We start from the raw sequence: 17,083 nt of genomic DNA, 5'->3' as shown, positions 1-17,083 counted from the left end.
TCGGTAGGATGGCCTGCTGGTCTCGCACCACCACCGAACGGAGGACCACGTGGGGAAGAAGGGTCGCGGCCGACAGCGCGGCGGCGGTCGCCAGGCGGCTGGCCGGGGCGCCGAGCCCTGGGCCGGTCCCGCGCCCGGGGACTCCCCCGAACGGGTGGTCTCGGAGGCGGTCGACGCGCTGGTGCTCGGCCGGGAGGGCGGCGGCGTGGACCTGGCCGCCGCGCGGCTGGCCGACTCCGAGGACCCGGCGTGGGCCGGGGCGGCGGATCGCGCCGTCCGCGACGCCCTGCTGGCGGGGGTGGCCTCGGCGTGGGCGCGCGGGTGGCAGCCCGCCGAGACGGTCCGCCAGGCGGGCCGCGCGCTGGACCCGGTGGCGGCGGCGGTGTGCGCCGACGCGGTGGCGGCCGACCTGGACCGCCACTCCCCCGCCGCGGTGGACCCGCGCTGGACCGCGCAGGTGCGCGAGCTGGGGGCTTCCCCGTCCTGGGACGGAGCCGGGGCCTACCTGGCGCACGTGGGCGCCGAGCACGGACTGCTGCGCTTCGAGGCGGTGGAGACGGCGCTGCGGCTGCTGGCCGCGCTGCGCGTGCTGCCGCCGGTGCACCGGCTGTGCCCGCCGCCGGGGACGTTCCGTCCGCGGCCGGAGGGGGCCGCGCGGACCGCGGAGGCGGTGGACCAGGGCAAGCTCGCCCGCGTGCGCGCGCTGCTGGCCAAGGCCGAGTCCACGGAGTTCCCCAGCGAGGCGGAGGCGCTGAGCGCCCGCGCGCAGGAGCTGATGGCCCGGCACAGCATCGATCGCGCCCTGCTGGCCGAGGAGCCCGGGCAGGCGTCGGAGGCGGCCTCGGGGCGGCGGCTCCCGGTGGACGCCCCCTACGACGAGCACAAGGCGGTGCTGCTGCACGAGGTCGCCGAGGCCAACCACTGCCGGGCCGTGTGGGACCGGGAGCTGGGGCTGTGCACGGTGATGGGCTTCCCCGGGGACGTGGAGGCGGTGGACCTGATGTTCACGTCGCTGCTGGTGCAGGCCGAGACGGCGATGCGGGCCAGCGGTTCGGTGCGCGACCGGTCCGGCAGGGCGGCGGGCAAGGCCTTTCGCGCCTCGTTCATGTCCGCGTTCGCGGTGCGGGTGGGCGAGCGGCTGGTGGAGTCGGCGCGCGCCGCCGAGGAGGCCGCCGCGGCCGAGACGGGGACGGACCTGGTTCCGGTGTTCGCCGCGCGCGAGCGCGAGGTGGAGGCGGCCGTGGCCGAGGCCTTCGGCGAACTGACCTACTCGCGGGTGCGCGGACCCGCCAGTGAGGACGGCTGGTACGAGGGTCTGGCGGCGGCCGACGCCGCGTCGCTGGGCGCGCACCGCCGCGTCGCGGACCGGTCAGCTTCTCGGCCCTGAAGGACCGAGCGTGCGGTTGAACCACCCCGCTGGGTGCGAGGGAGCCCACCGCGTCTGACCCGACAACCTAGGGGTGGTCGGGTGGGACGTGTGACTTCCGCCCCGCATTCCACACCACACGACCGCGAGCGGCGATGTTGGCGGAAGCATTGCGGTCCGCGTGCGCAACGACACCGCAGCTCCGACAGATGAAGGTGGCCTGTGCGACCCGGTTCCTGTGGTCCATGTGGCCACACCCAGCGCACGTCTGCGACGTGTACGCCGGGTCCACGAACACCACCGGCACCCCCTTCAGGCGGGCCTTGTAGGCGATGAAGGCGCCCAGTTGGTGGAAGGACCAGGAGTGCAGCGTGACCCGTTGGGGCCTGCGTTGCCGTACCCGGGTGCGGATTCCCTTGAGGTCTTCCAGGGAGATACCGCGCCCGGTGCGTTCGGCCTCGGCCACGATGCGTTTGGAGATGCGGTGGTTGGTGTCCTTGGCATGCCGCGCTTCTTTACGGCGGCGCTTGTTGAGCAGGCGCTTGGCGGAGCGGGTGCCCTTGGCCTGCAACTTCTGGCGCAGCCTGAGCTGGCGGCGGCGGTACCGGTTGATCTGGCGCCCGGCCATGACTTGACCGTCGGAGGTGGTGGCGATGTTGACGATGCCCAGATCCACCCCGAGAAAGGAGTCGGGCTCGATCTCGGGAGTGTCGGGCACCTCGACGGTCACCGCGAGGAACCAGGCACCGTCGCGGCAGAGCAGGTCGGCCTCACCGCGCTTGTGCTCGGCCAGCGTCTTGATCTGGTCGGGGGAGCCGGTGAACGGTATGTCCTTCAACCGGCCCTGGAAGGTCCACAGCGAGATCGTGCGGGTGTCCAGGGCGAAGGACAGGTTGCGTGCGTCGTAGGGGTGCGCCGAGTCGGTGCGGAAGGTGAGGGGTGTGGACTCGATCCGCTTCCGGCGGGCCGATCCCTTCGGTCCGTAGTTGCCGTTGTTCAGGTTGGACCGGCGGGTGCGGTAGGCATCGCACACCTTCTTGATGGTGTGCTGGGCCGTCTGCGATCCCACCCCGGCCTCGCGCAACTGCTGGTAGGTGTGTTTGCGCAGTTCGTAGTTGCGCGTCACCCCGCGTTCGTGGGCTATCTTCGCCACCCAGGTGGCGTGGTCGTTGAGCGCGCACAGGGTCGCTTCCAACACCGCCGCCTGCTCGGGAGACGGCGTGAGCTTGAGCTGCACGACGATCTTCGACACGCTCACCATCGTGCACCCGTTCAGTGACGCAGCGCAGCCAAAGCGGTCCGTTGTGACCCCCATCACCAGTGGGTTGGTGGGGGCTGCGCGGCGATTTCTCCCGGGGCTGGAGCTCCGGGGTTCCTCGCCAAAGCAAAGCTGAGCCCTGCCCCTTGGGGGGCTGACGGAAGGCCGGTGCCGTCGGAGCAGACCGAGCGGCCGAGGCGGCTGAGGCGACTGGTGCGACCGACACGGGAAGACCGGCCCCTCAGGGCGGCCGAGGCGGCGAAAACCGGTGGCCGCGCGACCGGACGAACCGGTACAACCGTGGCCATGCGCAAGTACCCGCGGACCCGGCACATCCGGGGCTCCCGCCTCCAGACGGGCGACCACGACCTGACGGCCGTGCCCTTCTCCGCGCTGGCCGGGCGGCACCTGGTGGTGGAGGAGAAGCTGGACGGCGCCAACGCCGGGATCAGCTTCGGCCCCGGCGGCGAGCCGCGCCTCCAGAGCCGGGGCCACTACCTCACCGGCGGGCCCCGCGAGCGGCACTTCGCCCCGTTCAAGGCCTGGGCGGCGACCGTGGCACCGCTGCTGCGGCCGCGCCTGGGCGAGCGGTACGTGCTGTACGGGGAGTGGCTGTACGCCAAGCACACCGTGTTCTACGACGCGCTGCCGCACCTGTTCTGCGAGTTCGACGTCCTCGACACCCGCGAGGACGCGTTCCTGTCCACGCCGCGCCGCCGGGAGCTGCTGGAGGGCGCCCCTGTGGTGTCGGTGCCCGTGCTCCACACCGGCCCTCTGGAGCGGTTGGCGGACCTGACCCGCCTGGTGGGCCCCTCCACCTGCCGCACCCCCGGCTGGCGCGGGGCCCTGGCCGAGGCGGCGGGAGCGGCGGGCGCCGACCCCGGCCGCGCCCTGGCCGAGAGCGACGGCTCCAACCTCATGGAGGGGCTCTACGTCAAGGTCGAGGAGGGCGACCGGACGGTGGACCGGTACAAGTGGGTGCGCCCGGGGTTCACCTCCGCCGTCCTGGACTCGGGCACGCACTGGCTGGACCGGCCGCTGATCGCGAACGGGCTGGCCGATCCGGAGGTGCTCTATGCGGGTGTTCGCTGAGCTGTGCCCGGCGCCGCCGCGCTGGGAGCTGGACTGGGCGCGGGTGCGGGAGGCCCTCCCGTGGGTGCGCGACCTGGCCGGGGTGGAGCAGGACCCGGTGCACCACGCCGAGGGGGACGTGGAGACGCACACCCGGATGGCGTGCGAGGCACTGGCCGGGCTGCCCGCGTGGCGGTCCCGCTCCGCCGCGGACCGCACGCGGCTGTTCGCCGCCGTGCTGCTGCACGACGTCGCCAAACCGCTGTGCACCCGCCGTGAGGAGGACGGCCGGGTCACCGCGCACGGCCACTCGCGGCGCGGGGACCTCCTGGCGCGGCGGCTGCTGTGGGAGGCCGCGGCCGAGCCCGGGGCCGCCGCCTCGCCGCTGGAGGCGGTGCGGTGGCGCGAGCACGTGGCGGCCCTGGTGCGCCACCACCAGGTGCCGTTCTGGGCGCTGGAGCGCCCGGACCTGCGCCGTATCGCGTTCCGGGTGAGCCTGGTGGCGCGCAACGACGACCTGGTGCTCCTGGCCACCGCCGACATCCTGGGCCGCCGCTGCGGCGACACCGCGGAGGTCCTGGAGAACGTCGGGCTGTACGGCGAGTACTGCCAGGAGCAGCGGTGCCTGGACCGGCCGAGGGAGTTCCCCTCCGACCACGCCCGGTTCTGGTTCTTCCGCAGGCCCGACCGCGACCCGGACTACGCCGCCCACGACGACACCCGGATGACGGTGACCGTCATGTCGGGGCTGCCGGGTGCGGGCAAGGACACCTGGATCGCGCGCGAGCGGCCGGGCGTGCCGGTGGTGAGCCTGGACGCGCTGCGCGCCGAGCTGGGCGTGCGCCCGACCGCCGACCAGCGCCCGGTGGCGGCGGCCGCGTACGCGCGCGCACGCGAGCACCTGCGCGCGGGGCGGTCGTTCGTGTGGAACGCCACCAACGTCTCGCGGTCGCTGCGCGACCAGTGCGTGGATCTGGCGGCCGCCTACCGGGCGCGCGTGGAGATCGTCTCCGTCGAGGCCCCGCCCCGGGTGCTGCGGGACCGTCTGGACCGCAGGCGGGCGCCGGTCCCGGCCGCCGCCGTGGAGCGCCTGGTGCGGCGCTGGGAGTGCCCTGACCCGACCGAGGCGCACCGGCTCGTCCGGTGGACCAACGCCTGAGCACCCGGCTACGCCTCCGCCGGGCCGGATGTCGGGGCCCCGCGGGTCCGAGAGGCCTCGGGCCCGTGCTTCGGCACGCGGAGGCGGTCTCCTCCCCCGCTTCGGGCGGTCTCCACCTGGGATGGGAGCGATTTCGGCGTTTTCCCTCGCGGGCCCGCACGCCGCGGCTAGCCTGATGCCGTTTCAGCGACTCGCGGCACTTTGGGTGGTATGGCAATGACCGAGCGCGTCTACTCCGCCGTGCACGCGTGTCTGGACTGGGCCGGGACGGTCGAACCACGTCCCGTCCTGGACACCGACAGCCTGCTCTTCCTGCTGACCGCCCACCTGGACGCCGGCGCGCCCGACCCCGGGGACTGGTCCACCGCCGACGTCCACGACATCGCCCGTACCGTCCGCGACTGGGACCGGGTGCCCAACAGTCTCAGGGACACCTGGCTGACCTGGTGCGACTTCCTGGTCGACCAGGGTCGGCTGCTGTCCGCGGAGAGCCCGCGCCGCCTGCGCGCCGCCATCGCCACGGTCGACCTCGCCCCCGGCGGTCCGCCGCCGCCCGAGGACCGGACCGAGGGGGCCGTCCTGCCGCTCCTGGACCGGCTCGGCGTCGGCGCGGACGGCGGACCCGAGGCGCTGCCGACGGTCGTCCCGGCGGACCCGGCCGACCTGGACGCGGCGGCGCGCCGGTGCCGCCCCCTGTCCGACGCCGCGCGGCTGGCGGCGTGGGCGGGCGGGGGCAGGCCCCTGCGCGCCGAGGGGGGCGACGCCCTCACCCCGGACGACGCCGCCGGGGCGTCCGCCGACCTGGGGATCGCGCCCGGGAGGGTACCCGCGCTGTTCGCCGTGGCCAGGGACGCGGGACTGCTGCGCACCACCTACACCCGGGTGCTGCCGGGCCGGGCGGCGCGGAACTGGTGGGACGGTGTGCCGGGGACGGCCGCCGACGCCTGGGCCGACGCCCTGCTGACCATGACCGACCTGCGCGGGGTCACGGCGTTCCTGCTGCTGACCGATCTGTTCGTGCACGGGGACGCGCGCACGCCCGCGCAGCTGGTGGCCGTGTACGGGCCCGGGATCGCCCTGCGCGGGGAGGACCCCGTGGAACACGTGCGCCAGGTCCTGGAGGCCCTGGACGGCCTCGGCGCGGTCCGCGGGGTCGGCGGCGGCCGGTTCCGCGTCACCGGTCTCGGCGACCACTTCATGGTGCGCCAGCTGCGCCAGTCGGGGGCCGACGTCGCGGTGGCCCCGCCCGTGTCCGGGATGGACGCCGAGCGGGTGCTCGCCCTGGTGGAGCGGGGCCGCCCGGTGGACGCCGAGGGCCTGCTGGAGCGGTGGGTGGCCGCCCGCGACACCGAGAGCGCGGTGTGCGGTCTGTTGGAGGCCTGCGACGCCCCCGGTTCCTGGCGCCTGCGGGAGCGGGTGGCCCGGGTGCTCGCCGGGCTGGACGAGGACCTGGGTCCGGTGCTGGGGCTGTACGTGCACCACCCCGTCCTGGGCGGGTGGGCACGGCGGCTGCGCGGCGGGGCCGCCGGGACGCCCACATCGCACCAGGAGGTCTGGGCGGTGCTGGACGACTACGCGATCCTGCTGGAGGGCGGCGGGCCCCTTCCCCGCCGGGACCGGGACAGGTACGCCGGATGCGCGGAGGGGTTCGTCCGTGCCGTGTGGCTGACGGGCCACCCGGCCTCGGACACCGTGCTGGACCTGCTGGCGGAGGGGGCGCTGGGCGCGCCCCTGGCCGAGGCCGCGCGGCGGGTGCGCCCCGCCCCGGTCACCCCCTGAGCGGTGTTCCCCGCCCCGCCCCCGCCCGGGGCGGGAGAACGGGCGAGCGCGGACTCAGGCCTTGACGACCAGTTGGTAGGCGAGCATCTCGACGCCGGGCACCGGAACCCAGTCGCGCTCGGGCACCCGCTCGAAACCGCGGGCGCGGTAGACGTACTGGGCCGCGACCATCTCGGGCAGCGTGGACAGCAGCAGCCGGGACACCCCCTCCTCGCGGGCTCGGTCGACGAGCGCGTTGACCAGGTCGCGCCCCACGCCACGCCCCCGCGCCTCGGGAGCGACGGCGAAGGCACGGATCTCGGCCTCGTCGGCGTTGCGGGCGATCTCGCTCTCCGGCGACCAGGGCTCGAACATGGCCGTCCCCAGGAGCCGGTCCTCGTCGGCGGCGACCAGGATCTCGCCGCGGCCGTCCGTCCCCAGGAGCCGGAGCGTCTCGACGTAGGCCGGGTTCACGTCCAGGAGGCCATCGGCCGTGTAGGCCGTCACGCGCAGCTCACTGACGGCGTTCATCTCATCGGGAAGTACTCGACGCACGATCATGGACGTCATTCAACATGATGGGAGGGCTCCCCACCGTTGATCGCCGCACCACCCGGAGCGTCGAAAACATCACCGTGAGTGACTCTTTACGGAGGTTTATCCCCCGCTCGGGACACGCCGAACGTCCTGGACGGAGTTGTCCACAGGCCTCCGGCGGCGCGGCCCCGATCGTGCCACCCTTCTGGTGAGGGGAGGCACTCATGCCCGACCACACCACCGGGGACCCCGTTCCGATACCGACCGTCCGCGTCTTCAGCGGCTCCGCGGCGCTGGCCGCGGGAGGATGTCCGGCGCACCGCCGGATCAGCGCCGACCTGTCCCTCGGCGCGGACCCCCCGTCGCACGACACACCCGGGGCGCTTCTGGACGCCGTCCTGGACCTGGTCGAGCACGCGGGCATGGCGCTGGAGGAGGCCTGCGCGCACCTGCCCGCGCCGGGAGGGCCGGGCCGTGTCCTCCCCGGCGGGCGACTCGCGCCGCCGCACGCGGGGCTGCTGGTCTGGGTCCGGCACGCCGCGCGGTGCTACCTGGAGGCCCTGGCCGGGGACGGCGGGCGCGGCGGCCTCCACCGCGCGCCGGTGTTCGACTTCTGGGTCCGCCAGTACCTGCCCGTGCCCGGGTCCCCGAACTCCCGGCCCTACGAGGTATGCGCCCGGGGTCGCAGGTACACCTATGCGCGGGGACCGGACCGGGTGCGGGAGCTGCGCATCCCCGTCACGGGCGCGGCCGGGGAGGGGACCCGCTCCCGGGCGGAGGTGGCGGTGGCCGCGTACGTGCTCGCCACCGGGACGCCGGTGGACCGCGACGCCTGCGCGGCTCGCCCCGGGCGGTACCGGGGCGGTACCCCCTATCCGATGCGCGGGCACCGCGGCGGCGCCGACGCCGGGCCGCCGGACCGGGTACGCGTGGTGGAGGCCTCCTGTCTGGACTCCTCCACCGCCGTCCTCTACGACGGTTCCGCCGCCGAAGCCGGGGAGGCCTTCGCCTCGGCGGGCCGTGAGGGGCTGCGCTCGGCCCTGGTGGGCGGGGCCCGCTCCCCCGGCGGGGACTGCCTGGCCTGTGCGGGGCGCTGCGGCTGCGGTCGGCTGCCGCGCGCGCCGGGGCTGCTCGGCCCGCGCGGCGGGCCGTGGCCCCGGCGGTCCTGGTCGGTCTCCCTGGGGTTGCGCCACCGGGGCTGTCCCGCCCGGGCGCACTTCCACGCCCTGGGCCTGCCCGCGGATCCCGACACCGAACCGGCGCCGCTGCGGCGCGACCGCGCCGTGCGTGCCTGGCTGGAGCTGCTGCACCGGCGCCTGCCCCGACGGCCCTGCGCGGCCGGGGACCTGCCCGGGGACCACTCGTCCTGGTCCGCCGGGGGACGACGGCTGGAGGGTGGGCAGGCCCGTCGGGGAGCCGCGATGATCGCCGCGCACGTCGGGGTCTGCCCGCTGCGCGGGCTGGCCTCGGGCAGCCACGTGCGGGTGGGCCACACGCTGGCCGCCGACGACACGCGGGCCGACGTCCTGGTCCTGGCCAGGGCCGAGGTGCTCCACCACCGGGGCCGGTCCTGGGTCTACCGCGCCGTCACCACGACCGACGGCGCGCCAGCCCCGCCAGGGGACGGATCCCCTCCGGTGGAGGCCCCGCCCTCCCCGGGCGAAGGTCCGCCGCCCCGGGACGACGGCACACCTAAACCGCGCGGGAGTGCGGCGCCCTCCCGAGGCGGGAACGCGCTCTCCGGGGACGAGGAGGCGCTGCTGGCCGCGGAGCCCCGGCTGGCCCTGGCGGTGGGGCTCTTCGCCTGCGGCGCCCTGCCCGCAGGCCCGGACTCGGCCGTGGAACTGGAGGTCCTCAGTCCCCGGGGCGCGTCCGTACGGTCGCTGGACCCCGGATCGGCACGGGTCCGGGCCGTGGCCAGACAGGTGGTGCACGAGCTCGCCGGGCCCTGGTACGACGACATCTCCCACCCGCCCGCCCCGGGCGAGGCCTGCCGGGACTGCCCCTACCGGCGCTGGTGCCCGGCGACCGGCGTCCCCGGCGCGTTCCGCTCCCCGGGTACAGGGGTCCGGGTGTAGGGGCCCGGGACCGGCAAAGCGGTGCCGGTCCCGGACCCGTGCGCGCCCCTCCCCCGGATCAGGCCGCCGGTGCGCCCGGCGTGGGCGTGCGGGGAGGAGGCGGCGTGCTCGGCGCGCGCGTCCAGGGTTGTCTGCGGTTGCTGAGCATCCGTCCGAGTCGGACGACACCGCCACCTCCAGGCACGTTGGTCACGATCCTGGTCTACAGGCGCATCGGCTCGCGACGCCGATCGACGCGATGAGTGTCCGTCACCGAGTGGGCCATGGAATGCACAGTCGTCGGACGCGCAGCACACTGGTCAGCAGCGGGAGGGTGAACTCGCCGTGGGCGGTCTCCGGCCTGCTGGCGAGGAACGCGCGGATACGGTCCAGCGTGGCCGCCCGTTCCTGTTCCGGCATGACCAGCATCCCCGCGCGCGTCGCGAGGGTCGCGAGGGTCGCGACCAGGGAGTCGGCGGTGCGGCGCTGACCGTGCGGGAACCCGGCCTGCTCCGGTGAACCGAACCGGGCTGCCTCGCCAGTCTCCGGAAGGTGCATGTCGGTGCACGGGCTACCCGGCCGGTCGGGCCTCGACCTCGTCGAGCCAGGCCCGCACCGCGTCGTTGTGCTCGCCCAGGGCTGGCGGCGGCAGGTGGCCCGCCCCCGGGGACTGCGGCGCCCCGTCGGCCACGGGGTCGAAGCGCAGCGCGGATCCCGGCAGCTCGATCGGACCGAGCACGGGGTGCTCCACCTCCAACAGCAACCCCTGGGAGCGCGTCTGCTCCCACTCGTAGACCTGGTCGATGGTGCGCACCGCCCCGCAGGGCACCCCCACCTCACCGATCCGGCGCAGCCACTCGTCGCGCGTGCCCTGGCCCAACACCGCCTCCACCTCGGCGATCAGCTCCTCGCGGTGCTCCACCCGGGAGGCGTTGTCGCCGAACCTGGGGTCGCGGGGGTCCAGGCCGAGCAGGCCGGCGAAGCGCTCCCACTGCGCCTCGCCGCCCACCGCCACCTGGAGCATGCCGTCCATGCAGGCGAAGGCCCCGTAGGGGGCGATGGAGGGGTGCTGGTTGCCCAGGGCGGTGGGCACCTCGCGCCCGACCGTCCACCGGGTCCCCTGGAAGGCGTGCACGCCCACGATCGAGGACAGCAGCGAGGTGCGCACCACCCGGCCGCGCCCGGTGCGCTCCCGCTCCAGGAGCGCGGCGAGCACGCCCTGGGCGCCGTTCATCCCCGCCAGCAGGTCGCCGATGGCCACGCCCGTCTTGGTCGGTTCCTTGGGCGAGGGACCGGTCAGGCTCATCAGACCGGCCTCGCCCTGGGCGATCTGGTCGTAGCCCGCCCGTCCGCCCTCGGGGCCGTCGTGGCCGAACCCGCTGATGGAGCAGACCACCAGGCGGGGGTTGAGCTCCTCCAGGCGGCTGGCGGGGAACCCGAGCCGGTCCAGGACTCCGGGGCGGAAGTTCTCCACCAGGACGTCGGCGGCGCGCACGAGCCGGGTCAGCTGCTCCGCGCCGTCGTCGGACTTCAGGTCCAGTTCGATGGACTCCTTGTTGCGGTTGCAGGACAGGAAGTAGGTGCTGATGCGCTCCTCCTCCGGTCCGACGAACGGCGGGCCCCACCCGCGCGTCTCGTCTCCCCTGCCGGGCTGCTCGACCTTGATCACCCGCGCGCCGAGGTCTCCCAGCAGCATGGCCGCGTGCGGTCCGGCCAGCGCCCGTGACAGATCGATGACCACGATCCCCTTGAGCGGCCCTTGCGAGCGGTCCACGTTCCCTACCTCCTGGTGCTTGGTACTGATCTGGTGTTGGTGATCCGGGTGGTGCGCGTTCAGCCCGCGGCGCACAGGCGGCGGTAGCGCGCGGCGCGTCCGGCGGGCGGTTCGGCGGCCCCGCGTGGCTGCACCGCGGCGAGTTCGCGGGCGATCGCCTCGCCCATGCGCGCGCAGAACGCGTCGTCCTCGTCGGCCGCGTCGCCGAGCTCGGGGACCACACGGTCCACGAGCCCGCGGGCGCGCAGGTCGGCGGAGCCGATGCCCTGGGCCTCGGCCAGTTCCCCGGCGCGGTCGGGGGTGCGGTGGACGATCGCGCTGGCCCCCTCGGGCGGCAGCGGGGCGAGCCAGGCGTGCTGGGCGCACAGGACGCGGTCGGCGGGCAGGAGGGCGATCGCGCCTCCGCCGGTGCCCTCCCCCAGCAGGACCGAGACCGTGGGGGCGGCCAGCGAGGTCATCTCGGCCAGGCAGCGGGCGATCTGACCGGCCGTCCCCCGCTCCTCGGCCTCCGCGGAGAGCGCGGCACCGGGGGTGTCGATGACGGTGACCAGGGGCAGCCGCAGTTCGGCGGCCAGGCGCATGCCCCGACGGGCCTCGCGCAGCGCGTCCGGTCCCATGGGCTGTTCGGCGCTCTGGCGGGAGCGGTCCTGGCCGACCAGGACGCAGGGCCTGCCGCCGAACCGGGCCAGCGCGGTGACCAGAGCGGGAGAGGCCTCGCCCTCGCCGCTGCCGCGGAGGCGCACCACGTGGCTGGCCGCGTGGCGGAGCAGTTCGCGCACGCCCGGGCGCTCCTTGCGGCGGGAGCGGGTGACCGAGTCCCAGACGGGGGTGCGGGAGTCGGGTTCGGCGGACGGCGGCGGGGGCGTGGCGGCGGCCGGGCGGTCGAGCAGGACGTCGAGGGTGAGCCCTGCGGCATCCCTGACCTGCGCGGGGTCCAGGACGGCGTCGACGAGGCCGTGCCGCTGGAGGTTCTCCGCGCGCTGGACGCCCTCGGGGAACGGTGTGCCGTGCAGCGCCTCGTAGACACGGGGGCCCAGGAAGCCGACGAGCGCTCCGGGTTCGGCGGCGGTGAGGTGGCCGAGCGATCCCCACGAGGCCAGGACTCCCCCGGTGGTGGGGTGGCGCAGGTAGACGAGGTAGGGCAGTCCGGCGGCCTTGTGCGCGGTGACGGCGGCGGTGATCGCCGCCATGGCCACGAAGGCGGGGGTGCCCTCCTGCATGCGGGTGCCGCCCGAGGCCGGTGCGGCGAGCAGGGGGAGCCGCTCGGCGGTGGCGCGTTCGACGGCGGCGACGATGCGCCCGGCGGCGGCGAGCCCCACGGACCCGGCGAGGAAGCCGAACTCGCTGGCCACGACGGCGACGCGGTGGCCGTGCAGCCGCCCCTCCCCCGTCAGGACCGCCTCGTCGCACCCGGTGGCGGCCCGCGCCCGGGCGAGCGCGTCGGCGTAGGCGGGGTCGGGGTCCACGTCCAGGGGCGCCTCGTCCCAGGAGACATGGGATCCCGCGTCGAGCGTGCGGTCCAAAAGCTCCCGGGCGGTGTCGCGGGTCTCCACAGCAACCTCCAAATGGTTCAGTGGCTAGGCCACTAGGCCTCACGTCAGAGTGGCACGAAACCACACGTTTTGTGAAGTCCCCGGCGCGCCCGATCCGGGAGGGCGTCCACCACGCCGGTCCCGAGAGCCCGTCGGCCGGATGCTCTAGCCTGGAAGTCCCTCACCGCAGTCAGATCCGAGGATCAGGAGCCAGCGAGCGTGCCTACCAAGCCCCGACCCCGGCCCCCGGCGCGCCCGCGCCTGTACGAGCAGCTCGTGGAGCGTCTCGTGGAACACATGCGGGACGCCGGTCTGGGCGTGGGCGACCGGCTCCCACCCGAGCGCGAGCTGGCCGTCGCACTGGAGGTGAGCCGGGCCTCGGTGAGCCAGGCGCTGGTGGCGCTGGAGGTCCAGGGGGTCATCGAGGTGCGGCACGGCGACGGCGCGATCATCCGCCAGACCGTCTCCGAGCAGGGAGTCCTCGCCCTTCTGCGCGACCGGGCCAACCGGCGCGCGGAGATCATCGAGGCCCGGCAGGCGCTGGAGGTCAAGCTGACGGAGCTGGCCGCCGCGCGCCGCACACCCGAGGACCTGGTCGCGATCGACGCCGCCCTGGACCTGATGCGCCAGGAGGTGGCCAACGGCGACCGCGGGGTCACCGGCGACGAGCGCTTCCACGCGGCGATCACCACCGCCGCGCGCTCGCGCCTGCTGGCGCGGATGATGAACGAGATCGCCCCGATGATCCGGGAGACCCGCCTGGAGTCGCTGTCGCAGCCGGACCGCCCCCGGGCCTCGCTCGACGGGCACGAGCGCATCGCCTCCGCCATCCGCTCGGGCGACCCCAAGGCGGCGGCCGACGCGATGCGCGACCACCTCGTGCTGGTCTCCGCCGTCAACGGGGACGCTCCGGCCGTCCCCTGAAGTGGCTTAGCGGCTCACAGGTCAGGCCTTCGGACCAGCTGGTCGCCCTACCCCGGCCCTCAGTCCGGGGCAGGGCGACGGGAACGAATGTCGGTACGCGCGGAGGGGTCCGGAAGGCCGGACCCCTCACGCCCCCGGGTCACGGGCGGCCCCCAGCGGCCCCCGGCTGTCCCCCGAAAGGCACTGTCGTCACGAAGGCACTGTCGTCACAAAGGCACTGACGTCACAGCAGCCCCGGCACCACCAGCACACCCCAGGCGACCAGCGGTCCCACGACCACCACGATGCCGCTGTAGACGAGCATCTGGCGGTAGAAGCGGGTCGGGTCCACCCCGGTCGCGTTGGCCAGCACCAGGGCGCCGTTGGTGGAGAACGGGCTGACGTCGACGATGGTGGAGGAGATCGCGAGGGCCACGATCACGCCGGTCGCGCTGATGTCGCCCATGAGCAGGAACGGGATGGCCAGCGGGATGGTCGCGCCCAGGATCGCGGTCGAGGAGGCGAAGGCCGAGACGACGGCGCCGATGTAGCACAGCAGCAGCGCCACCAGGAGCGGGGCGCCCAGACTGGCCGCCCCGTCGCCGACGTACTCGATGGTTCCGGCGCTCTCCATGACGCCGACGAAGGTGAGCATGCCGGTGATCAGCAGGACCGTGGACCAGCTGATCTGGGAGAGCACGTCCTTCTGCGACTGCGGCGCGATCAGCGCCAGCGCCACACTGACGGTCAGGGCGACGAAGCCGACGTCGAGACCCACGCCCAGGGCCAGGACGCCCAGCGCGACGATGCCCACGAGGGTGGCGATCTGCTCGAACCGGACCGGCGTGCGCCCGGAGGCGGCCTCGCCGCTTCCGCCCGTCCCGCTCCCAGCCGCCCCGCTCGCGGCGGAGGCGTCGGCGGGACCGCCCGTGGCCAGCGCGACCGATCCGGTCCCCGACCCGCCGGAGGTGCGGGCGGCCTCGGTGACGGACTCGGCCTCGTGCGCGCGCACGCCGAAGAGCCGGTTGCCGCCGAGCGAGACGAACAGGACCAACGCGATGCACAGGTTGAAGACCAGGCTGCCGAGGAACAGCGTGAGGGGGGACACCGAGAGCCCGCTGTCGGCGACGATCCCGTTCACCGTCACGCCGTAGACGCTGACCGGCGAGAACCCGCCGCCCTGGGCTCCGTGGACCACCATCATGCCCATCAGCAGCGGGTTGATCCGGTACCGGGCGGCGAAGCTCAGCGCGATCGGCGCGACGATCGCCACGGCCGCCGGGCCGAGCGCGCCCACGCCCGTCAGCACGGCGGAGATGCCGAACATGATCCACGGGATGGCGGCCACCCGTCCGCCGACCATGCGGGTGGCGCCGCGGACGAGCAGGTCGATCGTCCCGTTGTTCTTCGCGATGGCGAAGAGGTAGGTGACACCCACCAGGGTGAGGAACAGGTCGGCGGGGAACCCGCCGAGAACCGCGTCGGCGTCCATCCCGAGGACCAGGAGTCCGACCATGAAGGCCGCGACGAAGGCCAGCGCGCCGATGTTGATCGGCAGGACGGTGGCGATGACGAACATCGCCAAGAGGACGAGGATGGTGAGAAACTGAGGGGTCATGACATACCGATCAGAGGGACAGTTGGGGCTGTGATCTGGGCCATAAGGCTAGTGGCCTAGCCAATAGGCCTTTAGGCCTTCTGTCAAGTCCTCCGGTCGCACGATCCCCGGTCCCGGTGCTGCGGCGGCCGGGGCGTGTTCGGTGGATGCTGCCCGTCAGGTCGGCACGTTCCACGCGGTGAGCACGGGACGGTCGTGCTCGCGGCCCAGCGTGCTCACCGTGGCCGTCTCCAGCCGGAACAGCGCACCCGCGGCGGGCGGCAGGCCCAGCCAGCGCGCGGTGAGCACCCGCAGGACGTGGCTGTGCGCCACCAGCACCACGTCGGCCCCTCCCCCGTCGTCGAGCAGGGGCGCCAGCCTCTCCAGGACCCGGTCAACGCGCTCCCCGACCTCCTCCACGCTCTCCCCGGGATGCCCGGGACCGCCCGGCACGATCCCGTCGTGCCACAGGTACCAGCCGGGACGCCCGACCTGGATGTCGGCGGTGGTGATCCCCTCGTAGCCGCCGTAGTCCCACTCGGTCAGGTCGGGGTCGGTCTCGCTCACGCGCAGCCCGGCCAGTTCGGCGGTGCGCGCGGCCCGTCGCAGCGGGCTGGTCACCACCCGTCCGACGTCGCGCGTGGCCAGCAGCGGACGCAGCGCCTGCGCCTGCCGTTCCCCCTCCTCGGTCAGGGGGATGTCGGTGAGTCCGGTGTGGCGCCGCGTACGGCTCCACTCGGTCTGCCCGTGCCTGATCAGCACCATGTCGCCCATGGCCCTGTTCCTGCCCCGGGAGGTGGCGGGAAACTCCTCCACCCGGGCCGGGGCCGACCCGCGCGCGGCCTCCCGACCAGGCAGAGCACGGGGAGCACGGTGGGTGACCACCTTTGACAGCCCCACCCGTTTCCAGCACGATGTGCGGATGAGGAAGCCCTCCAGGGCGGTCGCCGCCGTCAGCGCCGCCGTGGGCGCGGTGCTCGCCGTCCCGGGCGGCTACCTGGTGTACGACGCCCACCAGCGCGCGGACCCGGCCGAGGCGCTGCTGCGGGCGGCGGCCGCGGTCGACGCGAGCCCCGGCCTGGTCGTGCGGGTCACGCGGACCCCCGCCGACGACCGCGGCGAGGCCGCCGGTGGCACCGCGGACACCGCCCACCAGGTGTGGCCCGAGGGCGAGACCCGCTTCACCATGCGCTACGCGGCGGGCAGCGGGGCCCTGAGCGTCGAGCCGGAGGACGCGGACCTGGGGTACGGCCTCATCGTCAACGGCGACGGCCCCTTCCTCCACGTCGAGCCGGGCGGCTCCGCGGCCGCCGAGGGGCTTCTCGCCGACGCCACACCCCTGGAGCGGGCCGCACTGTTCCCCGCCGAGGACTACGGACCCGCGCTGTTCTCCGGGCTGCTGACCTCCCTGGCCGCGGACCCGGACCTGGCGCGGACCAGCTCCGGGAGCGCTCCCAAAGCGGACGGGGACGCCGGTCCGGTGCTGGAGGGCGACCTGGCTGCCTGGGACCTGGACCTGGGCCGCGTCCTGCCCCGGGAGGGCACCGGCCGCGTGGAGCTGACCGGGGACGGCCTGCCCGCACGCGTGGAGCTCACCGTGCCCGGGGCCCGCATGGAGCTGGAGCTGACCCTGCTGGACCGGCCCGCCGACCTATCCGTTCCCCGAGTCGCCGCCGCTTCCGGACAGGAACCGGGCAGCACGGACCTGTGGTGGCCGGGCCGCACCGAACAGCTGGTCACGCCCGTCTGCGGCCGGGTGGGCGGGGACGGGGCCGAGTGGTGGGTGGTCCCCGTGTCCTGGACCATGGCGTGCGCGCGGGCCGTGCCCATGGCCTCGACACTGCTGACGGCGCGTCCCCGGCTCACCCCCGGGAGCGAGGAGTTCTTCTCCGCGCCGGTCGGGATCGGCGGCATGGCGTGCCGGTGGGCGACCGTCGGCGGCACCTCCTGGCGTCCGCACGGCTGCACCGGGCCGGGGTCGGCCGCCTTCGAACTACGTTCCTGGTGAGTCAGGGGCGTGAATCCGGTGGATGCCGGACACGGGGGAGCTTTCGTCGCTACGCTCCTGACC

At 74.6% G+C, this 17,083-nt stretch carries 14 protein-coding genes; 7 read left to right on the top strand and 7 right to left on the bottom strand.

Annotated elements, in window-relative coordinates; genetic code table 11:
* Positions 1 to 49: 49 nt before the first annotated feature.
* Positions 50 to 1,387 carry a DUF2786 domain-containing protein gene (locus ACSIH6_RS12495; RefSeq protein ID WP_435108420.1) on the top strand — a complete coding sequence of 446 codons (1,338 nt, stop codon included), beginning with the start codon at positions 50 to 52 and terminating at the stop codon, positions 1,385 to 1,387.
* A 67-nt stretch (positions 1,388 to 1,454) separates the two neighbouring features.
* Here ACSIH6_RS12495 and ACSIH6_RS12490 read toward each other — a convergent pair whose 3' ends face one another.
* Positions 1,455 to 2,627 (bottom strand): RNA-guided endonuclease InsQ/TnpB family protein, encoded by a 1,173-nt coding sequence (locus ACSIH6_RS12490; RefSeq protein ID WP_435108419.1) that lies wholly within the window; start codon positions 2,625 to 2,627, stop codon positions 1,455 to 1,457.
* 303 nt (positions 2,628 to 2,930) lie between these two features.
* Here ACSIH6_RS12490 and ACSIH6_RS12485 point away from each other — a divergent pair, with 303 nt between their 5' ends.
* From ACSIH6_RS12485 to ACSIH6_RS12475, 3 genes are all read left to right on the top strand, one after another.
* The gene (locus ACSIH6_RS12485; RefSeq protein WP_435108418.1) at positions 2,931 to 3,716 is read left to right on the top strand and encodes an RNA ligase family protein; all 786 of its coding nucleotides are present in this window, start codon (positions 2,931 to 2,933) and stop codon (positions 3,714 to 3,716) included.
* A complete protein-coding gene (locus ACSIH6_RS12480; protein WP_435108417.1) occupies positions 3,700 to 4,854 on the top strand; it encodes an AAA family ATPase in 1,155 nt (384 codons plus the stop codon). The genes ACSIH6_RS12485 and ACSIH6_RS12480 overlap by 17 nt, the downstream gene beginning before the upstream one ends.
* Positions 4,855 to 5,064: 210 nt before the next feature.
* Complete coding sequence (locus ACSIH6_RS12475; RefSeq protein ID WP_435108416.1) at positions 5,065 to 6,633, top strand: hypothetical protein; 1,569 nt, start codon at positions 5,065 to 5,067, stop codon at positions 6,631 to 6,633.
* Positions 6,634 to 6,687: 54 nt separating this feature from the next.
* On the opposite strand, the gene ACSIH6_RS12470 is transcribed toward ACSIH6_RS12475, so the two are convergent.
* The gene (locus tag ACSIH6_RS12470) at positions 6,688 to 7,143 is read right to left on the bottom strand and encodes a GNAT family N-acetyltransferase (protein WP_061081644.1); all 456 of its coding nucleotides are present in this window, start codon (positions 7,141 to 7,143) and stop codon (positions 6,688 to 6,690) included.
* A 230-nt stretch (positions 7,144 to 7,373) separates the two neighbouring features.
* On the opposite strand from ACSIH6_RS12470, the gene ACSIH6_RS12465 reads away from it, so the two are divergent.
* Complete coding sequence (locus ACSIH6_RS12465) at positions 7,374 to 9,227, top strand: PD-(D/E)XK nuclease family protein (RefSeq protein WP_435108415.1); 1,854 nt, start codon at positions 7,374 to 7,376, stop codon at positions 9,225 to 9,227.
* A gap of 249 nt (positions 9,228 to 9,476) precedes the next feature.
* Here the strand turns inward: ACSIH6_RS12465 and ACSIH6_RS12460 are convergent, their stop codons facing one another.
* From ACSIH6_RS12460 to ACSIH6_RS12450, 3 genes are read right to left on the bottom strand one after another with little or no spacing between them, the layout of a single operon-like run.
* Positions 9,477 to 9,764 (bottom strand): hypothetical protein, encoded by a 288-nt coding sequence (locus ACSIH6_RS12460; protein WP_435108414.1) that lies wholly within the window; start codon positions 9,762 to 9,764, stop codon positions 9,477 to 9,479.
* Positions 9,765 to 9,777: 13 nt separating this feature from the next.
* Positions 9,778 to 10,980: a CaiB/BaiF CoA transferase family protein gene (locus ACSIH6_RS12455; protein ID WP_435108413.1), complete on the bottom strand. Its 1,203-nt coding sequence runs from the start codon at positions 10,978 to 10,980 to the stop codon at positions 9,778 to 9,780.
* A 59-nt stretch (positions 10,981 to 11,039) separates the two neighbouring features.
* On the bottom strand, positions 11,040 to 12,533 hold the full coding sequence (locus tag ACSIH6_RS12450; RefSeq protein WP_435108412.1) for a carboxyl transferase domain-containing protein: 1,494 nt from the start codon (positions 12,531 to 12,533) through the stop codon (positions 11,040 to 11,042).
* A gap of 198 nt (positions 12,534 to 12,731) precedes the next feature.
* Between ACSIH6_RS12450 and ACSIH6_RS12445 the strand changes: the two genes are divergently transcribed.
* On the top strand, positions 12,732 to 13,436 hold the full coding sequence (locus tag ACSIH6_RS12445; protein ID WP_435108411.1) for a FadR/GntR family transcriptional regulator: 705 nt from the start codon (positions 12,732 to 12,734) through the stop codon (positions 13,434 to 13,436).
* A 223-nt stretch (positions 13,437 to 13,659) separates the two neighbouring features.
* Here the strand turns inward: ACSIH6_RS12445 and ACSIH6_RS12440 are convergent, their stop codons facing one another.
* Both ACSIH6_RS12440 and ACSIH6_RS12435 read right to left on the bottom strand, forming a co-directional pair.
* A complete protein-coding gene (locus tag ACSIH6_RS12440) occupies positions 13,660 to 15,033 on the bottom strand; it encodes an SLC13 family permease (RefSeq protein ID WP_435108410.1) in 1,374 nt (457 codons plus the stop codon).
* A gap of 156 nt (positions 15,034 to 15,189) precedes the next feature.
* Entirely contained in the window at positions 15,190 to 15,786 is a 597-nt protein-coding gene (locus tag ACSIH6_RS12435; RefSeq protein WP_435108409.1) for a histidine phosphatase family protein, read from the bottom strand.
* 148 nt (positions 15,787 to 15,934) lie between these two features.
* On the opposite strand from ACSIH6_RS12435, the gene ACSIH6_RS12430 reads away from it, so the two are divergent.
* The gene (locus ACSIH6_RS12430) at positions 15,935 to 17,020 is read left to right on the top strand and encodes a hypothetical protein (protein ID WP_435108408.1); all 1,086 of its coding nucleotides are present in this window, start codon (positions 15,935 to 15,937) and stop codon (positions 17,018 to 17,020) included.
* Positions 17,021 to 17,083: the final 63 nt, after the last annotated feature.

Source organism: Nocardiopsis synnemataformans (genome assembly GCF_965343085.1).
GTDB lineage: Bacteria > Actinomycetota > Actinomycetes > Streptosporangiales > Streptosporangiaceae > Nocardiopsis > Nocardiopsis alborubida.
Note: the sequence above shows the minus strand (reverse complement) of the source record. Positions and strands in the feature narration are given on the sequence as shown.

Excerpts from the sequence above, each read along its gene's own strand:
- ACSIH6_RS12490 (WP_435108419.1), bottom strand. The coding sequence starts at position 2,627 with ATGGTGAGCGTGTCGAAGATCGTCGTGCAGCTCAAGCTCACGCCGTCT.
- ACSIH6_RS12485 (WP_435108418.1), top strand. The coding sequence starts at position 2,931 with ATGCGCAAGTACCCGCGGACCCGGCACATCCGGGGCTCCCGCCTCCAG.
- ACSIH6_RS12480 (WP_435108417.1), top strand. The coding sequence starts at position 3,700 with ATGCGGGTGTTCGCTGAGCTGTGCCCGGCGCCGCCGCGCTGGGAGCTG.
- ACSIH6_RS12475 (WP_435108416.1), top strand. The coding sequence starts at position 5,065 with ATGGCAATGACCGAGCGCGTCTACTCCGCCGTGCACGCGTGTCTGGAC.
- ACSIH6_RS12470 (WP_061081644.1), bottom strand. The coding sequence starts at position 7,143 with ATGAACGCCGTCAGTGAGCTGCGCGTGACGGCCTACACGGCCGATGGC.
- ACSIH6_RS12465 (WP_435108415.1), top strand. The coding sequence starts at position 7,374 with ATGCCCGACCACACCACCGGGGACCCCGTTCCGATACCGACCGTCCGC.
- ACSIH6_RS12460 (WP_435108414.1), bottom strand. The coding sequence starts at position 9,764 with ATGCACCTTCCGGAGACTGGCGAGGCAGCCCGGTTCGGTTCACCGGAG.
- ACSIH6_RS12440 (WP_435108410.1), bottom strand. The coding sequence starts at position 15,033 with ATGACCCCTCAGTTTCTCACCATCCTCGTCCTCTTGGCGATGTTCGTC.
- ACSIH6_RS12435 (WP_435108409.1), bottom strand. The coding sequence starts at position 15,786 with ATGGGCGACATGGTGCTGATCAGGCACGGGCAGACCGAGTGGAGCCGT.
- ACSIH6_RS12430 (WP_435108408.1), top strand. The coding sequence starts at position 15,935 with ATGAGGAAGCCCTCCAGGGCGGTCGCCGCCGTCAGCGCCGCCGTGGGC.